General features: G+C 68.5%; 15 protein-coding genes. 4 read left to right on the top strand and 11 right to left on the bottom strand.

Going from position 1 to position 15,432, the window contains the following annotated elements; genetic code table 11:
• Positions 1-179 precede the first annotated feature (179 nt).
• The 4 genes from rfbC to rfbA are packed head-to-tail and all read left to right on the top strand — an operon-like array spanning position 180 to position 3,518.
• Positions 180-746, top strand: a complete 567-nt coding sequence (gene rfbC / locus DDE23_RS11405; protein ID WP_107753831.1) for a dTDP-4-dehydrorhamnose 3,5-epimerase — start codon at positions 180-182, stop codon at positions 744-746.
• Positions 743-1,798: a dTDP-glucose 4,6-dehydratase gene (gene rfbB, locus DDE23_RS11410; protein ID WP_107753833.1), complete on the top strand. Its 1,056-nt coding sequence runs from the start codon at positions 743-745 to the stop codon at positions 1,796-1,798. Before rfbC ends, rfbB begins: the two co-directional genes overlap by 4 nt.
• Complete coding sequence (gene rfbD / locus DDE23_RS11415; RefSeq protein WP_107753835.1) at positions 1,795-2,646, top strand: dTDP-4-dehydrorhamnose reductase; 852 nt, start codon at positions 1,795-1,797, stop codon at positions 2,644-2,646. Before rfbB ends, rfbD begins: the two co-directional genes overlap by 4 nt.
• Positions 2,643-3,518, top strand: coding sequence for a glucose-1-phosphate thymidylyltransferase RfbA (gene rfbA / locus DDE23_RS11420; RefSeq protein WP_107753837.1), 876 nt, complete (start codon positions 2,643-2,645; stop codon positions 3,516-3,518). The genes rfbD and rfbA overlap by 4 nt, the downstream gene beginning before the upstream one ends.
• A gap of 47 nt (positions 3,519-3,565) precedes the next feature.
• On the opposite strand, the gene DDE23_RS11425 is transcribed toward rfbA, so the two are convergent.
• The 11 genes from DDE23_RS11425 to DDE23_RS11475 all read right to left on the bottom strand — a co-directional run bounded on the left by DDE23_RS11425 (position 3,566) and on the right by DDE23_RS11475 (position 15,430).
• Positions 3,566-4,699 carry an acyl-CoA dehydrogenase family protein gene (locus tag DDE23_RS11425; RefSeq protein ID WP_107753838.1) on the bottom strand — a complete coding sequence of 378 codons (1,134 nt, stop codon included), beginning with the start codon at positions 4,697-4,699 and terminating at the stop codon, positions 3,566-3,568.
• Positions 4,700-5,275: 576 nt separating this feature from the next.
• Entirely contained in the window at positions 5,276-6,217 is a 942-nt protein-coding gene (locus DDE23_RS11430; protein WP_107753840.1) for an ABC transporter ATP-binding protein, read from the bottom strand.
• On the bottom strand, positions 6,214-7,188 hold the full coding sequence (locus DDE23_RS11435; RefSeq protein WP_107753842.1) for an ABC transporter ATP-binding protein: 975 nt from the start codon (positions 7,186-7,188) through the stop codon (positions 6,214-6,216). The genes DDE23_RS11430 and DDE23_RS11435 overlap by 4 nt, the downstream gene beginning before the upstream one ends.
• On the bottom strand, positions 7,185-8,030 hold the full coding sequence (locus DDE23_RS11440) for an ABC transporter permease (RefSeq protein ID WP_107753844.1): 846 nt from the start codon (positions 8,028-8,030) through the stop codon (positions 7,185-7,187). Before DDE23_RS11440 ends, DDE23_RS11435 begins: the two co-directional genes overlap by 4 nt.
• Positions 8,027-9,073 (bottom strand): ABC transporter permease, encoded by a 1,047-nt coding sequence (locus DDE23_RS11445; protein WP_107753846.1) that lies wholly within the window; start codon positions 9,071-9,073, stop codon positions 8,027-8,029. The genes DDE23_RS11440 and DDE23_RS11445 overlap by 4 nt, the downstream gene beginning before the upstream one ends.
• Positions 9,070-10,674: an ABC transporter substrate-binding protein gene (locus tag DDE23_RS11450; protein ID WP_107753848.1), complete on the bottom strand. Its 1,605-nt coding sequence runs from the start codon at positions 10,672-10,674 to the stop codon at positions 9,070-9,072. Before DDE23_RS11450 ends, DDE23_RS11445 begins: the two co-directional genes overlap by 4 nt.
• A 165-nt stretch (positions 10,675-10,839) precedes the next feature.
• Positions 10,840-12,159: an amidase gene (locus tag DDE23_RS11455; protein WP_107753850.1), complete on the bottom strand. Its 1,320-nt coding sequence runs from the start codon at positions 12,157-12,159 to the stop codon at positions 10,840-10,842.
• Complete coding sequence (locus DDE23_RS11460) at positions 12,159-13,091, bottom strand: polysaccharide deacetylase family protein (protein ID WP_107753852.1); 933 nt, start codon at positions 13,089-13,091, stop codon at positions 12,159-12,161. Before DDE23_RS11460 ends, DDE23_RS11455 begins: the two co-directional genes overlap by 1 nt.
• Complete coding sequence (locus tag DDE23_RS11465) at positions 13,088-14,017, bottom strand: polysaccharide deacetylase family protein (RefSeq protein WP_107753854.1); 930 nt, start codon at positions 14,015-14,017, stop codon at positions 13,088-13,090. Before DDE23_RS11465 ends, DDE23_RS11460 begins: the two co-directional genes overlap by 4 nt.
• Before the next feature lie 2 nt (positions 14,018-14,019).
• Entirely contained in the window at positions 14,020-14,691 is a 672-nt protein-coding gene (locus DDE23_RS11470) for an isochorismatase family protein (protein WP_107753856.1), read from the bottom strand.
• Between the two features lie 4 nt (positions 14,692-14,695).
• Positions 14,696-15,430, bottom strand: a complete 735-nt coding sequence (locus DDE23_RS11475; protein ID WP_157958011.1) for a VOC family protein — start codon at positions 15,428-15,430, stop codon at positions 14,696-14,698.
• Between the last annotated feature and the right edge of the window lie 2 nt (positions 15,431-15,432).

Genomic DNA, 15,432 nt, shown 5'->3' on the forward strand with positions numbered 1-15,432 from the left:
CGAAAAATTCCGGGCAAATCTTTGACATATTCCTAGCGCACCTCTCGGGCGAAACGCGGCAGTCCGATTCTGCGCGCCCATTCCGCCCTTGTGGCAGGGGACGCGGGCATCCCGGTCTGCCCTGTGCTATCGACAGGCAAACGGGTCGGGGAGCGACCCGACCGCAACGGAGGGTACGAGTGCAGACGTTCACAACCAGGCTCGAGGGCGTGATCCAGGTGGTGCCGCGGCGCTTTGGCGATCATCGCGGGTTCTTTGCCCAGACCTATACCCGCCGCGATTACGCCGCGGCCGGGATCGACGGCGACTTCGTGCAGGACAACCATTCGCTCTCGGCGCAGGTCGGCACGGTGCGCGGGCTGCATTTCCAGGCGCCGCCCCATGCGCAGGGCAAGCTGGTGCGCTGCGGGCGCGGCGCGATCTTCGACGTGGCGGTCGATATCCGCAGGGGCAGCCCGACCTTCGGCGACTGGGTGGGGTTCGAGCTGTCGGCCGAGAATGGCGCGCAGCTCTATGTCCCGCCGGGCTTCGCGCATGGTTTCATGACGCTGCTGCCCGACAGCGAGATCGTCTACAAATGCACCGATTATTACGCGCCCGAGACCGAGGGCGCGGTCCGCTGGGACGATCCCGCCATCGGCATCGACTGGCCGCTGCAGGGCGAGGCGGTGCTCAGCGCCAAGGATGCCGTGGCACCGCTGCTGGCAGATCTGGACAGCCCCTTCCACTGGCGGGGTGAGGCATGAAACTCCTGATTACCGGCGGCGCCGGGTTCATCGGCTCGGCGGTGGTGCGGCTGGCGATTGCCCGCGGGCATGAGGTGGTGAACCTCGACGCGCTGACCTATGCCGCCTGCCTCGACAACGTGGCCTCGGTGGCGGACAACCCGCGCTATGCCTTCGAGCGGATCGACATCCGCGACCGGGCGGCGGTCGAGGGCTGTTTCGCCCGCCACCGCCCCGATGCGGTGATGCATCTGGCCGCGGAATCGCATGTCGACCGCTCGATCGACGGACCCGCCGATTTCATCGAGACCAATATCGTCGGCACCTTCACGATGCTGGAGGCCGCGCGCGGCCATTGGCAGCGCGAGGGCCGGCCCGAGGGCTTCCGCTTCCACCATATCTCGACCGACGAGGTGTTCGGATCCTTGCCCGCCGACCCTGCGGTCAAGTTCACCGAAGACACCGCCTATGACCCGCGCAGCCCCTATTCGGCCTCGAAAGCGGGGTCCGACCATCTGGTCCGCGCCTGGCACGAGACCTATGGCCTGCCGGTGGTCCTGACCAATTGTTCCAACAATTACGGGCCCTTCCACTTCCCCGAAAAGCTGATTCCGGTGGTGATCCTGAATGCGCTGGCCGGCAAGCCGCTGCCGATCTACGGCGACGGCTCGAACGTGCGCGACTGGCTTTATGTCGAGGATCACGCCGACGCGCTGCTTCTGGTGCTGGAGCGGGGGCAGAATGGCCGCAGCTACAACATCGGCGGCGAGAACGAGCGCAGCAACCTGCAACTGGTGCGCACGATTTGCGGCATTCTCGACCGGCTGGTGCCCCGCCCGGGCGGTTCCTACGCCGATCTGATTACCTTCGTCACCGACCGCCCCGGCCATGACGCCCGCTACGCCATCGACCCGTCGCGGATCCGGCAGGAGCTGGGCTGGCGGCCCTCGGTCACGGTCGAGGAAGGGCTGGAGCGCACGGTGCGCTGGTATCTGGACAACGAGGCCTGGTGGCGCCCGCTGCTGGAGCGGCGCGGCGTCGGTCAGCGGCTGGGCACGGGGGACAAGGCATGAGCGTGCTGGTCTTCGGCAAGACCGGGCAGGTGGCGACGGAATTGCAGCGCCACCCGGGCGTTCTGGCACTGGGGCGGGACGCGGCGGATCTGTCCGACGCCCAGGCCTGCGCGGCAGCGATAAGGGCGCATCGGCCCCGGGCGGTCATCAACGCCGCCGCCTATACCGCCGTCGATCGCGCCGAAAGCGACGAGGCGCATGCCCTCCGCGTCAATGCCGGGGCTCCCGCCGCCATGGCCCGGGAATGCGCGGCGCTGGGTCTGCCCTTTGTGACCATCTCCACCGATTACGTCTTCGACGGGGCGGGGACAGACCCCTTCGCGCCCGACGCCCCGACCGGGCCGCTCGGCGCCTATGGCCGCAGCAAGCTGGCGGGCGAAGAGGCGGTGCGGGCCGCGGGTGGGGCGCAGGCGATCCTGCGGACCTCGTGGGTCTTTTCCGCCCATGGCGCGAATTTCGTGAAGACCATGCTGCGGCTGTCCGAGACCCGCGACAGTCTCACGGTCGTGGCCGACCAGATCGGCGGCCCGACCCCCGCCCGGGCCATCGCCGGAGCCTGCCTGACCATCGCCGCGCATCTGGGCCGCGATCCGGGCGCCAGCGGCACCTATCATTTCGCGGGCACGCCGGACGTCAGCTGGGCCGATTTCGCGCGCGAGATCTTTGCCCGGGCGGGCCGGGCGACCACAGTCACCCCGATCCCCACCGCCGATTACCCGACGCCCGCGCGCCGGCCCGCGAATTCCCGCCTCGATTGCCGCACGACCGAGGCAGTCTTCGGCATCGCACGCCCCGACTGGCGGCAGGCCCTCACGCAGACACTCACAGAGCTGGACATCCCGACATGACCGACCGCAAAGGCATCATCCTGGCCGGGGGCTCCGGCACCAGGCTTTACCCGATCACCACGGCCGTCTCGAAGCAGCTGCTGCCGATCTATGACAAGCCGATGATCTACTACCCGCTGACCGTGCTGATGCTGGCCGGGATCCGCGAGATTCTGGTCATCACCACGCCACACGATCAGGACCAGTTCCGCCGCACGCTGGGCGATGGCAGCCAATGGGGCATTTCGCTCAGCTACGTCACCCAGCCCAGCCCCGACGGGCTGGCCCAGGCCTTCATCCTGGCCGAGGAGTTTCTGGCCGGCGCCCCCTCGGCGATGATCCTCGGCGACAACATCTTCTTCGGCCACGGCCTGCCCGAGGCCCTGCGCGAGGCCGGGCAGTCGGCGCATGGCGCCTCGGTTTTCGGCTACCGGGTGTCGGATCCCGAACGCTATGGCGTCGTCGATTTCGCCCCGGACGGCACGGTGCGCGGCATCATCGAGAAGCCGCAGGTGCCGCCATCGAGCTACGCCGTGACCGGGCTCTATTTCGTCGACGGCACGGCCCCCGCCCGGGCCCGCGCCGTCACCCCCTCGGCCCGGGGCGAGCTGGAGATCACCACGCTGCTGGAAAGCTATCTGGCCGATGGCGCGCTCAGGGTGCAGCGGATGGGGCGGGGCTATGCCTGGCTCGATACCGGCACGCATGACTCGCTCTTGGATGCGGGGAATTTCGTCCGCACCCTGACCAACCGGCAGGGCCAGCAGGTGGGGTCGCCCGACGAGGTCGCCTACGAGATGGGCTGGATCACCAAGGCCCATCTGCGCGAGCGGGCCCGCCAGTTCGGCAAGAACGAATACGGCGCCTATCTGGCGGGGCTGGCCGCGGATTGATCCGCGGCCGGGCCGTCCTCACCGGGCCGTCCTCACCGGACCAGTACTCACCGGGCCAGTGCGCGGGCGATGACGAGGCGCTGGATGTCGCTGGTGCCCTCGTAGATCTGGCAGACCCGGACATCGCGCCAGATCCGTTCGACCGGGAAATCGCGGGTATAGCCGTAGCCGCCGAAGGTCTGGATCGCGGCCGAGGCGACGCGTTCCGCCATCTCGGAGGCAAAAAGCTTGGCCATCGAGGCGGCTTCCAGCGCGGGCTGGCCTGCGTCCTTCAGCGCCGCCGCGTGCAGCACCATCTGCCGCCCGGCCTCGACCTGGGTCGCCATATCGGCCAGCCGGAAGGCGACGGCCTGGTGGTCCATGAGCGTCTTGCCCATGCTTTCGCGCTCCATCGCATAGGCGACGGCGGCCTCCAGCGCCGCGCGGGCCATGCCCACCGATTGCGCGGCGATGCCGATGCGCCCGCCCTCGAGGTTCGACAGGGCGATGCGGTAGCCTTGCCCCTCGTCGCCCAACAATGCCCCGGCCGGGAGTTCGAGGTTCTCGAGCGCGATCTGGGCGGTGTCGGACAGGTGCTGGCCGATCTTCTTCTCGATCGAGGCGACGCGCCAGCCCGGGGTTTTCGTCGGCACGATGAAGGCCGAAATGCCCTTCTTGCCCGCCGCCGGATCGGTCACGGCAAAGACGATGGCGACATCGGCGTTCTTGCCCGAGGTGATGAACTGCTTGACGCCGTTCAGAACCCAGCCGGTGTTGGTCCGCGTGGCCCGGGTCCTGAGCGCCGAGGCGTCGGAACCCGCCTGCGGTTCGGTCAGGCAGAAGGCGCCCAGCCACTCGCCCGCCGCCATCGGGCGGAGGTATTCCTCCTTCTGCGCCTCGGTGCCGTAGCGCAGGATCGGCACGCAGCCGACCGAATTATGCACCGACATGATCGTGGACAGCGCGCCATTGCCCGCGGCGATCTCCTCCAGCGCGCAGGCATAGGCGATGGAATCGCTCAGCGCGCCGCCCCATTCCTCGGGCACCAGCATGCCCATGAGGCCGAGCGCCCCCATCTCGGCGATGACCTCGCGCGGGAAATGCGCCCGTTCGTCCCAATCGGCGGCATTCGGCGCCAGCCGCTCGCTGGCGAAGCGGCGCGCCATGTCGCGCACCATGCTCTGGTCTTCGGTCAGGATCATCGCGGGGCCCCCTTCGCATCGGCTGGACTGTGCCTTGCCGGTAATTTCCATACTGACTGGTAAGCAGGGGCGCCGCGGTAATCAACGGTTTCGGGTATCCTGCCGCGGATCGGTTCCGATCGACGCCTCGCCCTGCGCCCGGCCCGGCCCGGCCAGGCGCGAGGCCCTGCCCGAGCGGCTGCGCGGCGTGGGAATGACCCGGGGGCCGGTGATGGGGGGACGCCTCCGGGATCTGCGGGGCGCGGATCCCCGATCCCCTGCTGTCGGAGCGGGGCGGCAAGCAGCGCCGGGCGCTGATCGGGCAGGTCGTGGTCGACGGGTGCCGCGATATCAGGATTGCAACTTTCACGGCAGCATTGGCGCTGAATGAGCCGGGAAACTGGTACAAACCTGCGGAGCGGGTCAGCCGCGAGGAAACCTTGCGGCCCGTGGTGACGATGCCGATGCACGGGTAGCGAACGAACGCCTGACATTGGCGCGGAGCGCGGGGCGGCGCCCGTATCGCTCCGGCCGCATGGATCATCGTCCGGGTGACCGGCAAAGCTTCCACCCCTCGGCGCGCCGGGGCTCCCCGTGTCAGCCCGCCTCGGCGAAATGACAGGCGACATCGTGACTGCCGACGCGGCGCAGTTCCGGCCGGGTTTCGGCGCATTCGGCGCGGGCGAGGGGGCAGCGGGTGCGGAACGGGCAGCCCGAGGGCGGGTTCACCGGGCTCGGCACATCGCCCTCCAGGATCGGGGCGTCATCCTGGCGCGCGGCCTCGTCCGGGATCGCGTTGATGAGGGCCCGGGTATAGGGGTGCAGGCGGTGGATCCAGACATCCTCGGCCGGGCCGATCTCGACGATGCGGCCCAGATACATGACGGCGATGCGGTTGGCGATGTAGCGCACCACGGCCAGATCATGCGAGATGAAGAGATAGGAAAGCCCCAACTCCGTTTGCAGGTCCAGCAGCAGGTTCAGCACCTGCGCCTGCACCGAGACATCGAGGGCCGAGACCGCTTCGTCGCAGACCAGCAGGTTGGGGTTCAGGACCAGCGCCCGGGCGATGGAGACCCGCTGGCGCTGCCCGCCGGACAGTTCATGCGGCAGCCGTTCGAGGTGATAGGGCGAGAGGCCGACCTTCTGGGCGATGGCGAGCGCGGCGGCGCGGCGCTCGGCGCGGGTGCCGATGCCCGCGACCTGCAGCGGTTCGGTGATGATCCGCTCGACCGAGAGGCGTGGGTTGAGCGCGCCCCAGGGGTCCTGAAAGATCATCTGCACGTTGCGGGCCCGTTCCAGCCGGGTGGCGCGGGACGTGCCGGGATGCACGCCCTCGATGCTGAGCGTGCCGCCGGTGGGCGTCTGGATGCCGACGATGCAGCGCGCGAGGGTCGACTTGCCGCAGCCGGATTCGCCGACCAGACCCAGAGTCTCGCCCTTGGCGATCTCCAGCGTGATGCCATCGACGGCCCGCAGCGGCCCCCGGGCGGTGGCGTGGTGAAGTTCCAGCGCCTCGGTTCTCAGGACGGCGTTCATGCGGTTTCTCCCTCGGTCAGCGGGAAATGGCAGCGCACGGCGCGGCCGGAGGCGGCGCGGTCCAGCGCCGGGCGTTCCGCCGCGCAGCGGGGGTGCGCTCGGGGGCAGCGGGCGCGGAAGACGCAGCCATCGGGCCTTGCGTCCGGGGCAGGGACCGAGCCCGCGATATCGGCCAGACGCGGGGTGCCGGCGGCGAAGCTGCCCTGCGGGCGGGCGGCGATCAGCCCGGCGGTATAGGGGTGGCGGGGGGCGTCCAGCACCGCGTCCACGCGCCCCTCCTCGACCACCGAGCCCGCGTACATGACCACGATCCGGTCGGCCACCTGCCGCACCACGCCCAGGTCATGGGTGATGAACAGCAGCCCCAGATTCTCCTCCCGCTGCAATTGCTTCAACAGCCGCAGGATCTGCGCCTGCACCGTCACGTCCAGCGCCGTCGTCGGCTCGTCGGCGATCAGCAGCGAGGGCGAGCAGGCCAGGGCGATGGCGATGACCACCCGCTGGCGCATCCCGCCCGACATCTGGTGCGGGTAATCGTCCAGCCGCGCCTCGGCATCGGGGATCTTGACCAGCGTCAGAAGATCCAGCGCCCGGTCCCGCGCCGCCCGCTGCGAGAGGCCGCGATGGGTGCGCAGGACCTCGGTGATCTGGCTGCCGATGGACATGACAGGGTTCAGCGCCGTCAGGGGTTCCTGAAAGATCATCCCCATCTTTTCGCCCCGCAGATGGCGCAGCCTGCGCTGGGGCAGGGACTGGATTTCCTGCCCTTCCAGCCGGATGCGCCCCTCGCGCACGCGCAGGTTCTCGGGCAGGAGGCCCATGATCGACAGCGCGGTCAGGGATTTGCCGCAACCGGATTCGCCGACCAGCCCGACCGTCTCGCCCCGCTCCACGCTCAGCGTCAATTCCTCGACGATGGGGGCGGCGCGGCCCGGTCCGATGCGCAGGTTGTCGATGTGCAAGAGGCTCATTTCCGCTCCTTCAGGCGCGGGTTCAGGACGTCGTTCAGCGCGTCGCCGATCAGGTTCAGGGACATGACGGTCAGCACCAGCGCCACGGCGGGAACGGCGGTGAGATACCAGCCGTTGCGCAGTTCCTGCCGGCCGATGTTGAGGATCGTGCCCCAGCTCATGACATTGGGATCGCCCAGACCCAGGAAGGCAAGGCTCGCCTCGACGATGATCGAATTGGCGACCAGGACCGAGGCGGTGACGATGATCGGCGCCAGGCAATTGGGCAGGATCTGCTGGAAGACGATGCGCAGGTCGGACATGCCGATGATCTTGCACGATTGCACGAAGTCATAGGTCCGCAGCCGCAAGACATCGGCGCGCACCAGCCGGGCGATCATCGGCCAGGCGACGATGGCGATGGCGAAGGTGATGACCGGCAGCGAGGCGCCGATGATGCCGACGATGGCGATGGACAAAAGGAAATTCGGCACCGTCTGGAAGGCGTCGGTCAGGCGCATCAGCGCATCGTCGACCCAGCCGCCCCAATAGCCGGCGACGGCGCCCACCACCGTGCCGATGACCAGCGCCGCTGCGGCGGCCGAGACGCCGACCAGCAGCGAGACCCGCGCGCCGTAGAAGAGCGCCGGGATCAGGTCGCGTCCGAACGTGTCGGTGCCGAGCGGAAAGCGCGGGTCGGCGCCGGGCCAGAGGCGCGGCGGACCGGCCATGGTCCAGGGGCCGTCGGGGTACAGGAACCCCGCCAGCGCCGACATGGCGACGATGATGACGATCAGCACCAGCCCGACAAGACCCGAGGGATGACGGGCAAGGCGGCCGAGGAGGGACAGCGCGCCCCTCATTTCAGGTTCACCCGCGGGTCGAGGACCATATAGAGCATGTCGATCACGAAATTGACGATCACCACCGCCAGCGACGAGATGAAGACCACCCCGAGCAGCAGGTTGGTGTCGCGCTGGAAAACGGCGTCGAAGGCGGTGCGGCCCATGCCGGGCAGGCCGAAGATCGTCTCGATCAGCACGGCGCCGCCGAAGAGGGAACTCACTTGCAGCCCGGCCATGGTGACCAGCGGCAGCAGCGCGTTCCTCAGCGCATGCACGTAAAAGACGCGGCCCTCGGTCAGGCCCTTGCCCCGGGCGGTGCGGACGAAGTCGAGTTTCAGCACCTCCAGCATCGAGGCGCGGCCGATCCTGCCATAGATGGCGATGTAGAAGGTGCAGAGCGCGGTGACCGGCAGGATCAGATGCGCGGCCACGTCCTTGAGGTATGTGAGCCCGGTGTAGCCCATGCCGACGCTCTCGAACCCGGCGATCGGCAGCCAGCGCAGTTTCACCGCGAAGACCAGGATCAGCAGGATGGCGATGATGAAGCTGGGCGTGGCGTAGAGCAGCAGCATGAACATCGAGATGCCGAGGTCCACCGCCTTGCCCGCGAAGCGCGAGGCGAGGATGCCGAAGAGCGTGCCGATCACCATGGACAGGCTGACCGAGCAGACGACCAGGATCGCGGTGACCGGCAGGCGGGCCAGGATCACATCCATGGCGGGCGCGGCATTGATCGGTGAATAGCCGAAGTCAAAGGTCGCCAAGAGCGCCATGTAGCGCAACAGCTGCACGAAGACCGACTGATCCAGCCCGTAGCGTTCGCGCAGGCCGGCGATCTGGTCGGCGGTCAGGTCGCGGGTTCCGGCCATGGCATCGACCATGTCGCCGGGGGCGAGCTTGACCAGCAGGAAGCTGCCGACCATGACCAGCATCATGACCAGCACGGCCTGCAACAGGCGGCGCAGGACATAGCGCAGGGCGGGTGACAGGCGGCGGGAGGGGGCCTTGGCAGGCCCCCTCCCGGTCGTGCCGGTCCCGGTCAGGGGGACGGGTTCGCTCATTCTTCGATCCAGCACTGCTTCAGGCTGCCCAGCGCGCCCAGCGCATCGACCGTGTGGTCCTTGACGCGGACATTGGCGATGGTGGCCATCGAGATGTCGGTGACTTTCAGCACCGGCAGATCCTCGTAGGCGAGGCGCTGGAAGTCGGCGTATTCCTGCACGCGGGCGGCCTCGTCCGTCTCGATGCTGGCGGCGTTCAGCAGCGCGTCGACCTCGGGGTTCACGTAATGCGCGCCGTTCGAGAAGCCGGTGCCGGGCAGGAAGCTGGCCGAGTTGTAGAACCGGTGCACGCCGATGGTCGGGTCCACGCCCATGGAGGCGGTATAGAGCGCGAGATCATGGGTGCGGTCGGTGTAGACGGTCTGCACGAAGACCGCGAAATCCTGGGTGCGGATCGTCACGTCGATGCCGACCTGGCGCAGCACTTCCTTGATGTAGCTGGCGGCGGTGATCGATTCCGTGCCCCAGGGCGAGGGGTCGAGGGTCAGCGCAAAGCGCATGCCGCCCGCGCCGCGGGGATAGCCCGCCTCGTCCAGGAGTTCATTGGCCCGCGCCGGGTCATAGGGGTAGGAGGGCACGCCCTCGGTGGTGAAATAGGCGCGCTGGTCGAAGTGCAGGGGCGAGCGGCCGGGCTGGCCCATGCCGTACCAGACGTTCTGGGTGATCCAGTTGACGTCGATGGCATGGGCGATGGCGTGGCGCACCGTCTTGTTGGCGAGGATCTCGTTGTCGAGGTTGAAATCCATCTGCTGGGCCGAGGGCATGGCCTCGAACCCGTCGGTGGTCATCTCGAATTCCGGCAGTTCCGCCAGACGCAGGATTTCCTGCGCGGGGATCTGGTTGAGGAAGATGGCGTCGGCCTGACCCGATTCCAGCATGGCAACGCGGGTCGCGGGATCGGCGATGTACTGGATGACCAGCCGGTCGAGGCGCGGGAAGCCCTCGTCCCAGTAATCGGGGTTCTTCACCATGACAACGTTGGCGCCGATCTCGTAGTTTTCCAGCAGGAAGGGGCCGGTGCCGACCGGGGCGGTGTTGACCGGGTTGGCCATGATGTCCGTCCCCTCGTAGAGGTGGGCGGGCAGGATCGGGCTTTCGCGGCTGTCGAGCGCGCGCATCAGCGCCGGCGTCGGGCGCGAGAGGTGGAAGATCGCGGTCAGATCATCGGGCGTTTCCACCGATTCCAGCGCGGCAAAGGTGGTGCGGCCGCGGCCGTGGTGAACCTTCAGCACCTCCATGAAGGTGAAGGCCACGTCACGCGCGGTGAAGGCCTCGCCATCGTGCCATTTCACCCCGTCGCGCAGCTTGAATTCGACGGTCAGCCCGTCGTCGGACATCGACCATTCGGTCGCCAGCGAGGCCTTCGGCACCATGCCGTACTCATAGCCCAGCAAGCCGTCGTAGAATTTGGGCGAGAGGAAGCTTTCCGGCCCGCCGGTCGAGACGGCCGAGTTCAGGAAGGTCGGCGCGGGCCAGGCCGGGGTGCGCAGCACGCCGCCCGAGGTCTGGGCCAGCGCCCGGCGCGACCCCGCCATGACGGCGGGCACGACCCCGGCGGCGGCGAGGGTCGACAGGAAGGAACGGCGGTTCATCGTGGTCATGGGTTTTCTCCAGGCAGCGGGACGCAGGGGATGAGGATGGCCGCGCAGGGCCGGTGACGGCGGGGTGGGCGAACGGGACGGGAGCGGCCCCGTTCGCCCGGTTTTGCCCGAGGGGCCGGGCAGGCAGGCGCGCCGCGGCTTGCGGGACACGGCGCGCGGTAAGGATCAGGTCGCGGGAACGGGGCCTTTCCTGGCTGGGTTGCGGTCGGCCAGCAGCGCGCCCAGCTGGCCCGCGATGGCGATCAGGCGACGGTCGGTGTAGCGCGGCCCGGTCAGCGTCAGCCCGACCGGCAGGCCATGGGGGCCGCGCAGGCCCGGAACGTTGACGCAAGGCATGTGCAACAGCGTCCAGATCCGGTTGAAGGTGGCGGCGCCGGTGTTGTCGGGGCCGAGGGGCGCCTCGCCCGGGGTCGAGGGGGTCAGCACCGCGTCGAAGGGTCGGGCGAGGCGGTCGAACTCGGCCCGGCAGGCGGCGGCGAGGTCGAGCGCGGCCAGAAGATCGGCGCGGCTCTCGCCCCGCTCGTTCTTCAGGATGCCGACCAGCTCGGGATAGAGCGCGTCGCCGAGGCGCCGGTAATCGGCGAGGAAGGCGGTGCGCATCTCGGCCTGCATGACGATGCGATGCGCCTCGGTCAGGCCGTCGAAGGCGGGGGGCAGGTCCAGCATCGTGACCTCGGCCCCGGCGGTGCGCAGGCGGGTCTCGGCCTCGGCCATGGCGGCGAGGGTGGCGGGTTCGGCCTTGTCCCAGACAGGGCTGCGGCAAATGGCGATCCGGGCGCCGGTGAGTGTCGCCGGGGCGGGCAGGGCCTCGATGCCGAAGACCTCGGCCAGCAAGTCCAGATCGGCGGCCGAGCGGGCGTACCAGCCCAGCGTGTCGATGCTGGCGGCGCAGACCTTGAAACCCTCGTGGCTGACCAGGTTCCAGGTCGGCTTGATGGCATAGACCCCGCAATAGGAGGCGGGCCGGATCACCGAGCCGCCGGTCTGGGTGCCGAGGCTCACGGGCACCTGCCCGTCCGCCACCGCCGCCGCCGACCCGGACGACGAGCCGCCGGGGGTACGGGCCGGGTCATGCGGGTTGGTGGTGGCGGCGCGGCGGCCGTTCACGGCGAATTCCACCGTGTCGTTCTTGCCCATCATCACCGCGCCCGCCTGCCGCAGGATGGCCACCGCGGCGGCATCCACATTCGGCCAATGGTCCTGAAAATGCGGGGAATTCAGGCTGGTCGGCATGTCTTCGGTGGCGATGATGTCCTTGACGCCGACCGGCAGGCCCTGCAGCGGGCCGGGGCGCGCGTGCTCGGCCCGGGTCAGCGCCGCCTCGGGGTCGAGATGGGTCCAGGCCCGCACCACCGCATCGCGCTCGCGCCAGCGGTCGAGGCAGGCGGCCATCAGCCCGCGCGCCGTCAGCTGACCGCCGGCGATGCGCGCTAGCGCCTCGCCGGCGGTCAGCCAATTGGGCGTGGGGGCGTGGGGCACCGTCATCAGGCGATCCCCAGACCCTGCCACTGGCTGCGGATTTCCTCGCCGGTGGCCGAGGCCACGCCGTCCGCTTTCAGGAACCGGCCCAGCAGCCGGTCCAGCGCGTCGATGCGGCCGGGTTGGGCGATGATCCAGGGCGACAGCGACAGGGACAGGATCCGCCCGCCCCGGGTCCGGCTTTCATCGAGCAGCACGTCGAAAGCCGCGTCGAGCTGGTATTCGTAATCGCCGATCGGCATGTTCTGCAGGCCGAGGATCTTGTGATCCGACAGGTCGTAGCTGAGCGGCAGCTGGGTCAGGTCGCCCGCCGGCGTGTGGAAGGCATAAGGCAGGTCGTCGTTGATCCAGTCGCAGATGTACTTCGCTCCCGCTTCCGCCACGAGGTCAGGCGTCACGGCGGATTGCGAATGGGCAGGGGAATGCCAGCCGGTGACCGCCTGCCCCGAGGCGGCGCGGAGGGTGGAGAAGGCCTCGCCAACCAAGGCCCTCTCCTCTTCCACGGAGAGCCGGGAATGGTGCAGATGCCCCATGTCCACGCCCGCCGCCGCGACTTCCCAACCGCGCTTCAATACCTCGTCCATCAGATGCGGATAGCGGGGCGCCAGCGCCGCGTTCATCGCCGCCGTCGCCTTGACGCCGTGCTTGTCCAGCACCCGGAACAGCCGCTCGATCCCGACCCGGTTGCCGTAATCCCGCGTCGAGTAATCCCAGACAGAAGGATAGGGCCGGTCCATGCCGCCGATCGGCTTGACCGGGCTTGCCGGCATGTCCATCGGGAAATGTTCCAGATGCACGCAGGCCCAGACCAGAAGCGTCTTGCCGCCCTGCCACTGGAACGACGGCACATCGCGCAGATAGCGCGCGGCGTAGCGGTCGTGGTCCATGCCCTTGCGACGCAGCGGATAGTCGAAATAGCTGTCGGGGATCAGGCTCATGCTTGGGCCTCCGCGGTGAAGGGCTGCATCCACGCGGTGAAGCGGTCGTAGTAATGCGCCTCGAAATGCGCGGCGATCTCGCGGCCCGTCGCCAGCCAGACCTTGTCGTGGCCGGTGACGTATTTCAGCGCCTCGTCGAGGATATGCAGCCGGTGCGGCTGGCCGATCAGGTAGGGATGCAGCGGCACGCACATCACGGTGCCGGATTCCTCGCCCTCGGCATAGAGCCGGTCGAAGTGGTTCTTGATGATTTCCAGATAGTTGCGCGGCGAGATATTCTTGAAGTTCAGCACCGGCACGTCGTTGCATTCCATCATGTAGGGAACGCTGACCAGACGGTTGGTGCTGCGGGTCTTCACCGGCATCGGCTGGTCATCGTGGAACAGATCGAGCGTGTACTTGATCCCCTCCTCGGCCAGCAGGTCCTGCGTCGTCTCGCCGTTCGAGATGGCGGGCGAGAGCCAGCCGTCCAGATCCTGACCCGAGGCGCGTTTGATCGTCTCGCGCGACTGGCGGATGATCTCGCGCTGCTGGTCCTCGGTCATGTTGTAGAGGTAGCGGGTGTTGTAGATGCCGTGGCTGAACAGCTCCCACTCCAGTTCGCAGCAGCGCTCGATGATCTCGGGGAAATGGTCGCAGACCGCGACATTGAGCGAGACCGAGCCCCGCACGCCGTATTTCGCCATGACATCGGCCATCCGGTCAAAGCCGACCCGGTTGCCGTAATCGCGCATCGAATAATTGATGATGTCGGGTTCCGGGCGATACCAGACCTCGCGGGTGGGCGAAGGGGGCGGCATCATCTCGTAGAATTCGATGTTCGGGGCCACCCAGAAGGCCACCCGCGCGCCGTTCGGCCATTCGATTTTCGGCCGACCCGCGTAGGGGGCGTAATCGTAGCTGTAGGGTTCGCGCCATTTGGTCATGGTCAGGTCTCCTGCGCGCGCGCGGCCAGCTGGGCGAGAACCTCGTCCAGGGGCTTCACGTCGCCGTATTTGAAAGCGATGTCGTAGAGGTTGGCGAAATGGGCGCCTTCCTCGCGGTCGGCGACCGTCTCCTCGGGCACGCAGACGTGATAGCCGAGGGACAGCGCATCCATCACCGTGCCCCGCACGCAGCCCGAGGTGGCGCCGCCGGTGACGATCACGGTGTCGATGCGGTGCCAGTTCAGATAGCTGGCCAGATGCGTCTCGAAAAAGCACGAGGACATGCGCTTGTGCAGTGTCAGGTCGCCGTCCCGGATGTCGAGCCTCGGGTCCAGTTCCGCCTGCGGGCTGTCGTGGCCGACCTTGTGCAGCGCCCATTCGGTCGTCGACAGCCGCGACCACATCCCGGCATCCGAGCCATCGGGCAGATAGGCGACATAGGCCCAGACCACCGGCCCGCCCAGGTTGCGCACCGCGGCGGCCAGCGCATTCACGCCCTCGAACTGGCGCGGATGGCCGTCATAGGCGGTGGGGAAAGTCGCCGTATCGGTGTAGCGGCGCTGCAGATCGACGTTGATCTGCGCGATCCGCTGGCCAAGCCCCCGTTCCGGCACCCTCGGCGCGGCCTGATAGTCGCGGAAGATCTGTTTCGAGGTCTTGTCGGTGGGGATCATGGCCTCAATCCCGGATCATGGCGAGCGGCGCGCCATGGGTGAGGCGCGTGTCGAACTCGCGGTCACTGCCGCCCGAGAGCGCGGCCTTGACCATGCCGCCGCCGCTGCGGCCCAGAGGGGTGGAGAGCGGCAGCACCTCGACCCAGACCCTGCCGAAATCGAAGCGGCCCGGTGCGGTTTCCCGCCCGCCCAGCGCTTTCAGGGTCCGGCCCACCGCTGCCGGGTTGCCGGTCGAGAGCGACAGACCCGCGATCCCCGTCGCGCCGTTCGCGTGCGGGACGGGGGCGGGGATGCGGGCCGGGCGGCCCTCGACGTCCGAGACCACGAAGGGCAGGGATACGTCGCCCTCGGCGCCGCGGCCGGTCAGCGTCAGCTCCAGCGCCCAGCGGCTGCCATCGGCGATGACATTCGAGACCGGCACCGGGCCGCGCACCGGCAGGCCCTCGGCCTTGAGCGCGTCGGCGGCGTCTGCGGCGGAGGGGACGGTGAAGCTCCAGTCGGCCCAGCCCTCGCCCGCGGTCAGCACCTCGCCCAGACGGTGGCTCGCCTGCCCCTCGGCCGAGGTGAAGGCGGTCAGCAGGATGTAGCTGCCATCGTCGAAGCAGACGAAGCGGAACTGCGTCTTGCCGTGTTCGGTATCGGCGCGCTCCTGCACCGTGAAGCCCAGCGCGGCGAAGTCGCGCGCGGCGGCGTCGAGGTCGTGGACGAGCAGGACGAGATGGTCGAAGGGCAGGGACACGG

This window comes from Pararhodobacter aggregans (genome assembly GCF_003075525.1).
In the GTDB taxonomy this organism is placed as follows: Bacteria; Pseudomonadota; Alphaproteobacteria; order Rhodobacterales; family Rhodobacteraceae; genus Pararhodobacter; species Pararhodobacter aggregans.